General features: G+C 72.3%; 11 protein-coding genes and 3 tRNA genes. 9 read left to right on the top strand and 5 right to left on the bottom strand.

What is annotated here, in order from left to right:
• Positions 1-8 precede the first annotated feature (8 nt).
• From dnaG to ACZ6ZR_RS22710, 3 genes are all read left to right on the top strand, one after another.
• On the top strand, positions 9-1922 hold the full coding sequence (dnaG, locus tag ACZ6ZR_RS22720) for a DNA primase (RefSeq protein WP_465645004.1): 1914 nt from the start codon (positions 9-11) through the stop codon (positions 1920-1922).
• Positions 1923-1961: 39 nt separating this feature from the next.
• The gene (locus tag ACZ6ZR_RS22715; RefSeq protein WP_465645059.1) at positions 1962-3056 is read left to right on the top strand and encodes an RNA polymerase sigma factor; all 1095 of its coding nucleotides are present in this window, start codon (positions 1962-1964) and stop codon (positions 3054-3056) included.
• 100 nt (positions 3057-3156) lie between these two features.
• On the top strand, positions 3157-3510 hold the full coding sequence (locus ACZ6ZR_RS22710) for a nuclear transport factor 2 family protein (RefSeq protein WP_465645002.1): 354 nt from the start codon (positions 3157-3159) through the stop codon (positions 3508-3510).
• On the opposite strand, the gene ACZ6ZR_RS22705 is transcribed toward ACZ6ZR_RS22710, so the two are convergent.
• Positions 3465-4436 (bottom strand): glycoside hydrolase family 16 protein, encoded by a 972-nt coding sequence (locus ACZ6ZR_RS22705; protein ID WP_465645000.1) that lies wholly within the window; start codon positions 4434-4436, stop codon positions 3465-3467. The two genes, ACZ6ZR_RS22710 and ACZ6ZR_RS22705, sit on opposite strands and share 46 nt — an antisense overlap.
• A gap of 234 nt (positions 4437-4670) precedes the next feature.
• On the opposite strand from ACZ6ZR_RS22705, the gene ACZ6ZR_RS22700 reads away from it, so the two are divergent.
• Positions 4671-5126 carry a hypothetical protein gene (locus ACZ6ZR_RS22700; protein ID WP_465644998.1) on the top strand — a complete coding sequence of 152 codons (456 nt, stop codon included), beginning with the start codon at positions 4671-4673 and terminating at the stop codon, positions 5124-5126.
• A gap of 31 nt (positions 5127-5157) precedes the next feature.
• Positions 5158-7308, top strand: a complete 2151-nt coding sequence (locus tag ACZ6ZR_RS22695; RefSeq protein WP_465644996.1) for a bifunctional polysaccharide deacetylase/glycosyltransferase family 2 protein — start codon at positions 5158-5160, stop codon at positions 7306-7308.
• Positions 7309-7356: 48 nt separating this feature from the next.
• Here the strand turns inward: ACZ6ZR_RS22695 and ACZ6ZR_RS22690 are convergent, their stop codons facing one another.
• Both ACZ6ZR_RS22690 and ACZ6ZR_RS22685 read right to left on the bottom strand, forming a co-directional pair.
• Entirely contained in the window at positions 7357-8793 is a 1437-nt protein-coding gene (locus ACZ6ZR_RS22690; RefSeq protein WP_465644994.1) for an FGGY family carbohydrate kinase, read from the bottom strand.
• A 147-nt stretch (positions 8794-8940) separates the two neighbouring features.
• On the bottom strand, positions 8941-9240 hold the full coding sequence (locus ACZ6ZR_RS22685) for a hypothetical protein (RefSeq protein WP_345287736.1): 300 nt from the start codon (positions 9238-9240) through the stop codon (positions 8941-8943).
• A gap of 253 nt (positions 9241-9493) precedes the next feature.
• Here ACZ6ZR_RS22685 and ACZ6ZR_RS22680 point away from each other — a divergent pair.
• Together ACZ6ZR_RS22680 and ACZ6ZR_RS22675 are read left to right on the top strand one after the other, a co-directional pair.
• Positions 9494-9566: transfer RNA gene (locus tag ACZ6ZR_RS22680), tRNA-Asn, on the top strand.
• Positions 9567-9605: 39 nt separating this feature from the next.
• Positions 9606-9678 (top strand) — tRNA-Asn (locus ACZ6ZR_RS22675).
• 98 nt (positions 9679-9776) lie between these two features.
• Here ACZ6ZR_RS22675 and ACZ6ZR_RS22670 read toward each other — a convergent pair.
• Both ACZ6ZR_RS22670 and ACZ6ZR_RS22665 read right to left on the bottom strand, forming a co-directional pair.
• Positions 9777-10571, bottom strand: a complete 795-nt coding sequence (locus tag ACZ6ZR_RS22670) for a trypsin-like serine peptidase (RefSeq protein ID WP_465644991.1) — start codon at positions 10569-10571, stop codon at positions 9777-9779.
• A 119-nt stretch (positions 10572-10690) separates the two neighbouring features.
• Positions 10691-11551, bottom strand: a complete 861-nt coding sequence (locus ACZ6ZR_RS22665; RefSeq protein WP_465644989.1) for a trypsin-like serine peptidase — start codon at positions 11549-11551, stop codon at positions 10691-10693.
• A 222-nt stretch (positions 11552-11773) separates the two neighbouring features.
• On the opposite strand from ACZ6ZR_RS22665, the gene ACZ6ZR_RS22660 reads away from it, so the two are divergent.
• Both ACZ6ZR_RS22660 and ACZ6ZR_RS22655 read left to right on the top strand, forming a co-directional pair.
• Positions 11774-11847: transfer RNA gene (locus ACZ6ZR_RS22660), tRNA-Ile, on the top strand.
• 188 nt (positions 11848-12035) lie between these two features.
• The gene (locus ACZ6ZR_RS22655; RefSeq protein ID WP_465644987.1) at positions 12036-12668 is read left to right on the top strand and encodes a hypothetical protein; all 633 of its coding nucleotides are present in this window, start codon (positions 12036-12038) and stop codon (positions 12666-12668) included.
• The last annotated feature ends 58 nt before the right edge of the window (positions 12669-12726 follow it).

Here is a 12726-nt window from a genome sequence, read left to right as displayed (position 1 = left end):
CTTCCGGGGTGGCAGGCCGGATCAGGGATGAAGACGTACAGCGGGTGCGCGAGGCGCTGCCCATCGACGCGGTCGTCAACGACTACGTCCAGCTGACCAACGGGGGCGGCAGCCAGCTCAAGGGCGTCTGCCCGTTCCACGACGAGAAGTCCGCCTCCTTCTACGTACACCCGGGCAAGGGCGTGTTCCACTGCTTCGGCTGTGGCGAGAGCGGCGACACGATCACCTTCCTGATGAAGATCGAGCACTTCTCGTTCGCCGAGGCCGTCGAGCGGATGGCCGCCCAGGCCGGGATCACACTGCGGTACGAGGAGGGCGGCTACTCGCCCCGCCAGCAGCAGGGCGAGCGCACCCGCCTGGTCGAGGCGCACAAGGTGGCCGCCGCCTGGTACCAGGAGCAACTGGAGTCGCCGGAGGCCGAGATCGGCCGCAGTTTCCTGGCCGAGCGCGGCTTCGACGCCGAGGCCGCCAAGCACTTCGGGGTCGGCTACGCCCCGGTCGGCTGGGAGCACCTGGTCCGCTACCTGCGCGGCAAGGGCTTCTCCGACAAGGAGATCCTGCTCGGCGGCCTGGCCTCGCAGGGCCAGCGCGGCGGCCTGATCGACCGCTTCCGGGGCCGGCTGGTCTGGCCGATCCGGGACAGCGGCGGCGAGGTGATCGGCTTCGGCGCCCGGCGGCTGCGCGAGGACGACAACGGGCCGAAGTACCTGAACACCCCCGAGACGCCGATCTACAAGAAGTCCAACGTGCTCTACGGCATCGACCTGGCGAAGAAGGAGATCGCCAAGTCCGGCCGGGCGGTGGTGGTTGAGGGCTACACCGATGTGATGGCCTGTCACCTGGCGGGCGTCACCTCGGCGGTGGCCACCTGCGGCACCGCGTTCGCCGAGGACCACATCAAGATCATCCGCCGGCTGCTGATGGACACCTCCACCTACCGGGGGGAGACGGTCTTCACCTTCGACGGCGACGCCGCCGGCCAGAAGGCCGCGCTGCGGGCCTTCGAGGACGACCAGAAGTTCGCCGCCCGCACCTCGATCGCCATCACCCCGGGCGGCATGGACCCGTGCGAACTCCGCCTGGCCAAGGGCGACGAGGCGGTCCGCGAGCTGATCGACAATCCGGTGCCGCTCTTCGAGTTCGCGCTCCGCTCGGCCGTCGACCGGCACCGGGTGGACAGCCCCGAGGGGCGGGCCGCGGCGCTGGAGGAGGCCTCGGCGATCATCACCAAGATCAAGGACCGCTCGATCCAGCACGAGTACGCCGTCCGGCTGGCCGGCATGCTGGGCATCCTCGACGAGCAGTTCGTGATCCGGCGGATCTCCCAACTCGCCCGCTGGCAGCGGGAGAACCAGCAGAACGGGAACCGCCAGCTGCGCCGCCCCGGCACCCCGGCCGCCGCATCCGTCCCGGACCGGCCGGCCCGCCCCGCCTACCGCTTGGACCCGCGCGACCCGGCCCAGTTCGTGGAGCGCGAGCTGCTCAAGCTCGCCCTCCAGCACCCGGACCTGGTCAGCCCGGCCTTCGACAACTACGGCGACGACGAGTTCACCACCCCGCCGTACACCGCCGTCCGGCAGGCCATCAGGGTCGCCGGCGGCGCGGCCTACGGGGCCACCCTGTCGGACTTCACCGCGGTCGTCCGGGAGGCCTGTCCCGACGACCAAGTGCGCTCCCTGGTCACCGAGTTGACGGTGGAGCCGATCCGCACCCGGCGGGCCGCCGACACCATCTACGCGGGGGAGTTCCTGGTCAAGCTCCGCCTCCAGGCGGTGGACCGCCGGATCACTGAGGTTCGCAGCCACCTCCAGCGGCTCGACCGCCGCGGCACCCCGGAGGAGCTCAACGCCGTGCAGAGCGAGCTGTTCGCCCTCCAGCAGTACAAGGACCGGCTGAAGACCCTCGGCGCCGCCGGCCTCTGACGGCACCCGGGGCACTGCGGAGTGACCTGAGTCACAGTCATCCGAATCCCCGGGCGCCGACCTGGGTATCCCAACCCTTGTGGCACGGCCTCCCCCACGGCCGTGCACCGCCGAGGGAGGACGCCCGTGGAGCTCTCCGCTGCGCAACCGGCCGTCGAGGTGGCGGAGTTCGCCGAAGTGGCGGATGCCAGGCCCGTGCCCGCCGCCGCGCTGGACGAGGCCGCCGGGCCGGCCGCCGACCTGCTGCGGCAGTACCTGCGCGAGATCGGCCGGATCCGGCTGCTCACCGCCGTCGAGGAGGTCGAGCTGGCCCGCCAGATCGAGGCCGGCCTCTTCGCCGAACAGGCGCTGCAGCAGGGCGGGTTGGACGAGCGGCTGACCGTCGAGCTGGCCGTCCTGGTACGGCTCGGCCGCCGCGCCAAGCGCCGCCTGATCGAGGCCAACCTCCGCCTGGTGGTCTCGGTCGCCAAGCGGTACGTCGGCCGGGGCCTCACCCTGCTCGACCTGGTCCAGGAGGGGAACCTCGGGCTGATCCGCGCAGTCGAGAAGTTCGACTACGCGCGCGGCTACAAGTTCTCCACCTACGCCACCTGGTGGATCCGGCAGGCGATGAGCCGGGCGCTGGCCGACCAGGCCCGCACCATCCGGGTGCCTGTGCACGTGGTCGAGCTGATCAACCGGGTGATCAGGGTGCAGCGCACCATGCTCCAGGAGCGCGGTACGGTGCCCAGCGCGGCCGAGGTGGGCGCGGCGCTGGAGCTGACCGAGGCCCGGGTGCTGGAGATCCTGCGGCTGGCCCAGGAGCCGGTCTCGCTGCACACCCCCGTCGGCGAGGAGGACGAGGTGGCCCTCGGCGACCTGATCGAGGACGCCGACGCCGCCTCACCCGTCGAGACCGCCGCCTTCCTCCTGCTGCGCCAGCACCTCGTCGCCGTCCTGGACACCCTCGGCGAGCGCGAGCGCCAGGTCGTCCGGCTCCGCTACGGCCTGGACGACGGGCACCCCCGCACCCTGGAGGAGATCGGCCACCTCTTCGGCGTCACCCGCGAGCGCATCCGCCAGATCGAGGCCAAGACCCTCAGCCGGCTGCGCGCCCACGCCTTCACCGCCCAGCTCCGCGCCTACCTGGACTGAGCCTTACCCCGGAGGTGATCGCGCGGAGCGCCGGACGCCGGACAGAATGACGGCAACGCCGCACCAGCCCGGTCGCGGCACCGAGGCAGGGAGACCCGCCATGCCGTCAACTTCCTTCCCCGGCACCCGAGTCGTGGCCGAGGAGCTGCTGCGCCGGATCGGCGCGGGCGACCCCGAGCGGATCGCGGAGCTCTACGCCGAGCGCGGCGACTGGAAGCTCTCGTGGCCCGCCGCCGAGCACGGCCGACCCGCCAGGCCGTGGATCCGGCGCCGCGCCACCGGCCGCCCCTACCGGGCCCGCTCCGCCCTGCACCTCACCGTGGAGGCGGGTCTGATCATCCGTCACCACGTCTACGAGGACAGCCTCGCGGTGGCCGCCGCGTTCGAGGGCGAACTGCCCGGGCAGCCTCAGGACTTGGGCAGGGTGTCCACGAAGTCGGTGCCGGCGGCGTAGAAGCCGTCCACGGTCTTCTGGACGTCCGCGTAGGAGACGGCCGCGGCGTCCTTGTAGTAGAACCAGTTGACCTTCAGGTCCCAGGCGCGCTGTCCGCCGAGCGAGGGCAGCAGGTCGACGAACCAGTTGCTGAAGTGGACGTTCATCTTCTCGCGCGGCACGTAGTTCCCGGTGCTGGTGAACAGCTCCTTGCCGTCCATGGAGTACGTGGCCTTCCCGTTCACGGCGGTGACCATCATGAGGTGCCAGCCCTCGAGCCGCTGCTTGTGCGGCTTGGTGACGCGGTCCACCGGGTCGGCCTTGAACCAGCTGGTGGTGTCGAGCTGAGGGCCCGGGTTGCCCCAGCCGCCGTTCGGCATGTACTCGAAGTCGAGCTCGCTGTAGTTCGGAGAGTCGTCGGAGGAGGAGATCGGGAAGTAGGACTGGACGACGTGGTCACCGTTCTTGCCGGCGGCCGGCTTGTCGCTCAGGTAGATCCTGGCGGCGAAGGTGCCGTTGAAGAGCTTGGCGGTGGTGGTCTGGACCTCGACCTGCTTGGTGCCCTTCGCGGTGCCGTCGGTGGTGGCCCGCAGCTGGAGGGTCCGGCCGCCCTGGGCGGTGGTGTCGGCGGGGAAGCTCGCGCCGGCCTCCGACCAGGTGTCCTTGACCCCCGGGCCGCCCTCGCCGGTGCGGACCTCCCAGCCGTGCGCGGTGAGCGCGGGATCGGCGGGGCCGGTGTAGCGGAAGCTGTCGAAGAGGGTTCCCGGAGGGCCGGTCGGGGTCGGCGTGGCAGCGGCCGAGGAGCCGCCCTTCGCCGTCGTGGCGGGGCCGCCGCCGGAGGCACCGGAGACCGGACCGCCGGAGCAGGCGGCGAGCGTGCCCAGCAGGACCGGCAGGGCGAGGAGACTCCACCCGCGGTGACGGCGGGGGCGGCGGGGCTGACTCACGCGGGCTCCTCGGGGCGTACCGATCGCACGCGCGTGCCGATCGGGTGGGAGGCCACATCCTAACGGGGTACGAAGGGCCCGCTCGAACACGTCGGCGGGCATTGCGATCCGGTTACAGCCCCCTCTCGGAACAGGTCAAATCGCCCCATCGCGGCCAATTCGCTCTGAGGGTTGCACTAGCGTTCGCCTTAGGCTCCGGTGGTCTACGTACCCTGCACTGAAAGGCGTGGCAAGGTGCGCCCAGTCGTCACCCCCGTCGAAGGCGAATCAATCCGGCCGTCGCAGCCCGACGTACCCTCGTCGAACCTCGAAGAGGTCGACCCCGCACCGGTGTTCGTCTCCCAGTCGGGTCGGCGAGGCCGGTTGCTGCGCGGTCTCGGCTGGCCCGTCTCGGTGGTCGGCGCGATCCTCGCGGTCGTCATGGCCGGCACCATGGTCGGCATCCAGGCCGACGCCCCGGCGATGGGGATACCCGCTCAGCCGGCGGCTCAGCCGGTCGAACCCGTGACGACGCCCACCCCCGCGCCGTCACCCACCCCGTCGCCGAAGCCGTCGACGTCGACCTCCAAGGCGCCCTCGCGCCCCGCGACCCCCGCGGGCAAGCAGACGGCGAAGCCGACCGGAACGACCGGCACCACCGGTGCACCGCACGGCGTCACGCCGTCCGCCCGGTCGACGAAGCACCCCTGAACCGCAGCACCGCCCATCTCCAGGAGCACCATTGTCCCGCCACCAGCGCCGCCGGCAGTCTTCGCGCAGGCCGCGCCGACTGGCCGCGCCACCACTGCGCTTCTTCATGCCGCTCTCCCTGCTGGCATGCCTGCTCGCGCTGCTCGTGCTGCGCGGCCTGGCCACCAACGAGGTGTTCCACGACGCCCGGGTCGCCGACTCGGCCGACAAGGAGACCGTGCCGGAGGAGCTGCTCAAGGGCGGCCCGGTCATCGACGCGCGCGGTGAGCACAACGACGACCCGGTGAGCTACCGCATCCCGGACCGCACCGTGGTGCTGAGCTTCGACGACGGCCCGGACGAGGAGTGGACCCCGAAGGTCCTGGACGTGCTGGAGTCCCGTGGCGTGCGTGCGGACTTCTTCGTGACCGGCGGCATGACGGCCCGTCATCCGGAGCTGATCCGCCGGATCGTGGACGAGGGGCACGAGATCGGGCTGCACAGCTTCACCCACCCGGACTTCGCCTTCCAGTCGCACGCCCGGATCACCTGGGAGATGGCCCAGACCCAGCTGGCCCTGGCCGGGGCGGCGGGGGTGCACAGCTCGCTGTTCCGCCCGCCGTACTCGTCCAACTCGGCGGCACTCGACGACTGGACCTACCCGGTGATCAAGTACCTGGGCGCCCGGGGCTACGTCACCGCCTTCATCGACCACGACACCGACGACTGGAAGCGGCCGGGGGTGGACGCCATCGTCAAGGAGGCGATGCCCACGACGCCCGGCGCCGGCGAGCTGATCCTGCTGCACGACTCCGGCGGTGACCGCTCCCAGACCGTCGAGGCGCTCGGCATCCTGATCGACAAGCTGAAGGCCGACGGCTACCGCTTCACCACCATCTCCGAGGCGCTCGGCGCGTCCAGCGCCACCACGCCGGTGACCGGCTTCCGGCTGTGGGCGGGCAAGGGCTACGTCTGGGCCACCCAGCTGGCCGTGCACACCCTGCCGACGCTCATCGCGCTGCTCGCCGTGGTCGGCTTCCTGAACTTCGGCCGGTTCGCCCTGATGCTGGTGCTGGCCCCGATCCACGCCCGCCGTTCCAAGCGGCAGGACCTCTGGGGCGAGCCCGTCACCCGCCCGGTCACCGTCCTGGTGCCCGCGTACAACGAGCGCGAGTGCATCGCCCACACCCTCAACTCGCTGGCCGCGAGCGACTACCCGATCGAGGTCATCGTCATCGACGACGGCTCCTCGGACGGCACCGCGGACATCGTGGAGGAGATGGCGATGCCGTTCGTCCGCCTGATCCGCAAGGTCAACGGCGGCAAGCCCAGCGCGCTGAACGCCGGCATCGCGGCCGCCTCGCACGACATCGTCGTGATGATGGACGGCGACACCGTCTTCGAGCCCTCCACGGTGCGCGAGTTGGTCCAGCCCTTCGCGGACCCCTCGATCGGCGCGGTCTCGGGCAACGCCAAGGTCGGCAACCGGGACACCCTGATCGGCTCCTGGCAGCACATCGAGTACGTCCTCGGCCACAACCTGGACCGCCGGATGTACGACATGCTCGGCATCATCCCGACCATCCCCGGCGCGGTCGGCGCCTTCCGCAAGGAGGCCCTGGACGCGGTCGGCGGGATGAGCGACGACACCCTCGCCGAGGACACCGACATCACCATGGCGGTGCTGTGCGAGGGCTGGCGGGTGGTCTACGCCGAGCGCGCCCGCGCCTGGACCGAGGCCCCCGCGAGCATCCAGCAGCTCTGGTCCCAGCGGTACCGGTGGAGCTACGGCTCGATGCAGGCGATGTGGAAGCACCGCCGAGCCGTCACCGCCAAGGGGCCGGCCGGGCGGTTCGGCCGCCGGGGCCTGCCGCTGGTCGTGATGTTCGGCGTGGTCGCCCCGCTGCTGGCGCCACTGGTCGACATCTTCCTGATCTACGGCGTGCTGTTCGCGGACGCGGCGACGACCATCACCAGCTTCGCCGGCTTCCTGGGCATCCAGGCCGTGCTCTCCTGGTACGCCTTCAAGCTCGACCGCGAGAAGCCCTGGCACCTGATCAGCCTGCCGACCCAGCAGCTGGTGTACCGGCAGCTGATGTACATCGTCCTGCTGCAGTCGGCGATCACCGCGGTGACCGGCGGCCGCCTGCGCTGGCAGAAGCTCCGCCGCACCGGCGAGGTCTCCGCCCCGGTGGAGGCCTGACAGCGGGTCGACGGCGGTGCGGTCGCCGCCGACGGCCCTGACGGCCGCTCAGTCCTCGGCCAGCTCCGGGTGGATCTGGTCGCGGATGGTGCGGTACTGCTGGCGGACCGCGTTGCCGACGGCGAGGTCGTGCTCGTGGTCGGCGACCAGTGTGACGGCGTCGGGAAGCTCCCACTCCGGCGGCTCGGAGGTGCCGGCCAGGGCCCAGGCGGCCTGGCGGGCGGCGCCCCGGGCGGCGTGGTCACCGGCGGCCGGTATCACCACGGGCAGGCCGAAGAGCAGCGGTGCGATCTCCTTGACGGCGGGGAGGCGGCCGACCGCGCCGAGCAGGAAGATCCGGCGCAGCTCCACCCCGTGCCCGCGCAGCACGTCCAGGGCGTCGGCCACGTTGCAGAGCATGCCCTCGACGGCCGCCCGGGCCAGATGCTGCGGGGCCATCGACTCGGCCCGCAGGCCGGTCAGGGTGCCGGCCGCGGCGGGGAGCTTCGGGGTGCGCTCGCCGTCCAGGTAGGGCAGCAGGACCAGCCCGTAGGAGCCGGCGGTGGACCGCAGGGCCAGCTCGCTCAGGCCGGTGAGGTCGGTGCCGAGCAGGCCGGCGGTGGAGCGCAGCACCTGGGCCGCGTTCAGGGTGCCGACCATCGGCAGGTGGCGGCCGGTGGCGTCGGCGAAGGAGGAGACCGCGCCCGTGACGTCCACCACGGCCTGGTCGTGCACCGCGAAGATGGTCCCGTTGCCGCCGAGCGAGACCACGGCGTCGCCGGGCTGGAGGCCGAGGCCGAGCGCGGCGGCCATGTTGTCGCCGGTGCCGGCCGAGATCAGCAGGCCCTCGGGGGTGTGCCCGGCGGGCTCGGCCGGGCCCAACACGTCCGGCACGCGCAGCTGGTGACCGAGCGCCAGCTCGATCAGGTCCTGCCGGTACTCGCCGCTGACGGGGGACCAGTAGCCGGTGCCGGAGGCGTCGCCCCGGTCGGTGGTGCGGCGCTTGGGGTGGCCGAGCAGCTGCCAGACCAGCCAGTCGTGCGGCAGCAGCACCTCGGCGATCCGCTTGGCCGAGGCCGGCTCGTGCTCGGCCAGCCAGCGCAGCTTGGCCACCGTGTAGGTCGGCGCCGGGACGGAGCCGATCGCCCGCACCCAGGCCTCGGGGCCGCCGAGCGCGTCGATCAGCTGCGCGGCGGCCCCGGCGGACCGGGGGTCGTTCCAGAGCAGCGCCGGCCGCACCAGCACGCCGCCCGCGTCCAGGCCGATCAGGCCGTGCTGCTGGGCGGAGACGCCGATCGCCCGGACGCCCTCCAGCAGGCCGCCGGTGGCCGCCTCGCCGAGCGAGTGCAGCCAGAGCTGGGGATCGATCTCGGTGGCCCGGGGGTCGCTGCCCTCGGGCGTCGGGTGCGGCGCCTTGCCGTCGCGCAGCACGGCGCCGGTCTCGGCGTCGCACGCGACGATCCGGGTGCGAGTGGTGGAGCTGTCGATGCCCGCGACGATGGCCATGTCGAGATCATGCCTCAGCCCGGCAGCCTTACACCGCCGCCCACCCGAAGTGTTGCCCGTTCGGCACGCGGAGCGGACTCCTCCGGGACCGCCGGTGATGCGGGCGGTGCGGCCGGTGCGTGCCGGGCCGTGCGTGTCGGACGGGCTCTAGGGGCGGTAGGTGCCCCAGCTGTCGTCCTGCCCCGCCGCACGGCTGCCGCTCAGGTACGGAACCCGGTCGGTGATCGCGTTCGGCAGGTGGTCGCCGACCCGGCCGGCGACGGCGCCGGCGGCCTTCCCGGCCACCGCTCCGGCCTGCTGCCGGGCCTTGCCCGCCACGTCCTGCACCTTGGGGTTCTGCGCGACCTGCCGGGCCGCTCCCGCCAGCTGCTCGTACCGCTCCCGGCCGGCCTTCGAACCGAGGACGTAACCGACCCCTACTCCCACCACGAACGTCAGCTTCCACATGACCGGTCTCCACCCTTCCTTGCGGACCCTGCCGCGTTGCCCTACCCGCCCCGCCCCGCGGCGAACCGTGGGACCAGCATCCCCGCAGGCCCCCGCCCCTGCCCACCGGGCACGCCGAACGGACGGCGATCGGAGCCCCGCGTACCTCCCCGGGGAAAGCGATTGGCGGACCACCCCCCTGAGTGCGCTAATGTATGACCCGCAGCCGACGCCGCGGACCGGAAGATCCTTCCGGAGCGAGGCGGGAGCTCGGTCCCCCATAGCTCAATTGGCAGAGCAGCCGACTGTTAATCGGCAGGTTATTGGTTCGAGTCCAATTGGGGGAGCCCGGAAGGGTCGTCAGGCCGTTCCGTACCCAACTGCAGTCCCCCATAGCTCAATTGGCAGAGCAGCCGACTGTTAATCGGCAGGTTATTGGTTCGAGTCCAATTGGGGGAGCTTCACCGGTAGTCACGGTGAGATGCGCAGAGCGAGGGCCCTTCGGACATCCGAGGGGCCTTCGTGTTTCCCGGGTCCGGCGCGGGCCGTAGCCCGGCTCAGGCCGCGCTGGTCGCCCGCCGGTAGAGCTCGGACACCCGGTGGTCGAAGGTGATGCTGTACGAGGTCCGCTCGGTGGCCCCGCCCTCCTGGTAGCCGCCGACCACGCCGACCACCTCCCCGGCCTCGGTGAGCCAGGGGCTGCCGCTGGTGCCGTCGGTGTAGCCGTGGCAGTCGAAGCTCTCCTGGGTGGGGCTCTGCTCGCCGGTCCGGTTGCTGCAGGTGATCGGCTCCTCGGCGTCCATCGGGTAGCCGGTGACGGTGACCGCCAGCCCGAAGCCCCGGTCGGTGCCGAGCGGGAAGCCGCCGAGCACGTCCTCGATCCGCCGGCCGCCGACCTCGCCGACGGTGAGGAACGCCACGTCGTACTCCGGGTCGGCCTGCTCCGACCAGGCCGGCGCCAGCGTCACCTGCTCCACCGGCCAACTGCCGTGCGGCAGCGCCCCGTTGCGGAAGCCGGGGGCGAACACCAGATCGTCCCGGCGGCCGAAGAGCGGGCTCTCAACGCAGTGCGCGGCCGTCACCAGCAGGCTCCGGGACGGGCTGCTCACCACGCTGGCGGTGCAGCCCCGGTCACCGTCCGGGCCGCCGGCGAACAGGGTGCCGATCCGGTCCGCCGAGGCGCCCGCCGGGGCGGCGTGGGCGGACGGGGCGCCGTCGTGGCCGCCCGGGGCGGCGGCGCCCGGGACGCAGCCGACGGCCAGCATCGAGGTCAGGACGGCCGTGGCGGTCGCCGTGAGGCGCGCTGCGCGACCGGTGGCGGAGGCCGGGGCAGGTCGGCGTACACGCGCCATCGGGGTCCGTCCTCGGCTGCCGGTGATCCACGGGGGTCGTGAAGATCGACTGCTGCCAGGTCTACCAGCCGGGCCCGCCGCCGCGCCAGCCCCGTCCGTGGGCGGGCGGCCGGCGGGCCTCAGCCCGTCGCGCGGGCGTACAGCGCCTGCACCCGGTCCCCGAAGTAGCTGCTGTACGAGGTGTCCGGGGTGTCCCCGCCCTCCTGGTAGCCGCCGATCACGCCGACCACCGTGCCCGTCCGGGTCTGCGGGTCGAAGTCGGTGACCCAGGGGCTGCCGCTGGTGCCACCGGTGTAGTCGGGGCAGTCGATCCGCAGCTGGGTCGCGCTCTGCTGGGCGGTCTGGTTGGCGCAGGTGATCGGCACCTCGCCGCTGCTCGGGTAGCCGGTCACCTTGACCGGCAGCACGTAGCCCCGGTTGGTCCCCAACTTGTTCGCACCGAGCACCTGTTGGACCTGCTGGCCGTTCTGCGGCAGCACCACCGCGAAGGCCACGTCCACGTCCGGGTCGGCGCTGTCCGCCCAGGCCTGGTCCACCGTGATCGAGGCCAGCTGCCAGACCCCGCTCGGGGTGTCGCCCTCCCGGTAGCCCGGTACGAAGACCAGGTCGCCGCGCTGGCCGACCCTGGGGTCGTAGACGCAGTGCGCGGCGGTCGCGATCAGGTTCAGCCCGGCGCTGTCCACCACGCTGGCGGTGCAGAAGTGGTCGCCGTCCGAGTTGTGGGTGAACACCGCGCCGACCAGGGCGTTGAGGGGGGAGGGCTTGGCCGTCCGCGTGGTGCCGGCGTGCTTGGCGATGGCGGCCTTGATCCGGTCCTTGGACCAGCCGTGCGCGGCCGCCGCCGAACTCGCCTGAGCCGCCGTCAGCGGACTCCGACTCGCACTGCCGGACGCCGCTGACGGCCCGCCGCCCGCCGTGCTCCCGCAGCCGACCGCCACCAGCCCCAACGCCACCACCCCGGCCACCCACGCGCCGCGCACCCGCCACCACCGCCCTCGGACCTGGCCGATCACCGGCCTCCAGTCTTCGCGGACGCCGCACCCCCTGCCACGCCGGATCACCCGGACGGGGTCTCGTGCACCCGCACACCCGGATGCACCCCCGGCGAGCACCGCGCCGAAGTGACCGGCTATGCTGCGGATGACGGCCCTGACGGGCCGTCTGCTGCTGCCCCGCCACCACGGCGAACGGCACGGCGAACCGGGGCGGTAGCTCAGCCGGTTAGAGCAGGGGACTCATAATCCCTTGGTCGTGGGTTCGAGTCCCACCCGCCCCACTCACCTCTCCGCGCCCCGTGACCACACCGGAACCCCTCGCGCGAGGCAGCCTCCCAGAACTCTAGGCCCAGCCCACCCCCACCGGGCCCCACCCGGCCCGAATTTCACCCGATCGGTCGCGATGCCCCGTACCCCCGGGGGCTCGGCGGAGATGCGGGGAGTCCAACCGCCTTGGAACATCGCACCCATGAGCGACAGTCAGCCGAATCCGGGGCCCGGGGACTCCCCGACGGGCCAGCCCGGTCAGCCGCAGCCCGGTCAGCCCGGTCAGCCGCAGCCAGGAGCCCAGTGGGGCCCGCCGCCTCCACCGCAGACGCAGCAGTACGGGCAGCAGCAGCCGTACGCCCAGCCCGCCCAGCCGTACGGGGCGCCCCCGCCCCCGCCGTACGGCTACCAGCAGGCTCCACCGGGCTATCCGCCGCCGAAGAAGCGCCGCAAGTGGCCCTGGGTGGTGCTGGGTGTGGTCATCCTGCTCTGCGGTGGCTGTGTCGCCGTGGTGGCGATGGTGGGCAACGAGATCGACAAGGAGGTCAACAAGACCGTCAAGGTGACGTACGAGGTCACCGGCGATGCCAAGGGCTCCACCATCACCTACTCGACCTGGAACGACAGCAACCTCTCCAGCAACACGGAGAGCGCGGCGAACCTGCCGTGGCGCAAGGAGGTCGACACCAAGGGCTTCGTCAAGGGCGGTTCGCTGACCGTCACCACGGGCGCCGGCGGTGGCTCGGCCACCTGCTCCGTCACCGTGGACGGCGAGACCCCGAAGACTGCCACGGCCAACGGCCCCTTCGCCTCGGCGGTCTGCACCGGGTTCTGAGGGTGACGGCCGGCGGTTCGGCGGGATCGAAAAGGCGTTGTCCGGGCGCCGGGGTGCT

The organism is Kitasatospora sp. NPDC088742 (assembly GCF_055584905.1).
The sequence above is the reverse complement of the archived record's forward strand: the minus strand, read 5'-3'. Positions and strand labels throughout refer to the sequence as shown.

What these genes read in the sequence shown, in the direction of transcription:
- ACZ6ZR_RS22690 (WP_465644994.1), bottom strand. Translation starts at nt 8,793, where the DNA reads ATGGCCATCGTCGCGGGCATCGACAGCTCCACCACTCGCACCCGGATC.
- ACZ6ZR_RS22670 (WP_465644991.1), bottom strand. Translation starts at nt 10,571, where the DNA reads ATGGCGCGTGTACGCCGACCTGCCCCGGCCTCCGCCACCGGTCGCGCA.
- ACZ6ZR_RS22710 (WP_465645002.1), top strand. Translation starts at nt 3,157, where the DNA reads ATGCCGTCAACTTCCTTCCCCGGCACCCGAGTCGTGGCCGAGGAGCTG.
- ACZ6ZR_RS22655 (WP_465644987.1), top strand. Translation starts at nt 12,036, where the DNA reads ATGAGCGACAGTCAGCCGAATCCGGGGCCCGGGGACTCCCCGACGGGC.
- ACZ6ZR_RS22685 (WP_345287736.1), bottom strand. Translation starts at nt 9,240, where the DNA reads ATGTGGAAGCTGACGTTCGTGGTGGGAGTAGGGGTCGGTTACGTCCTC.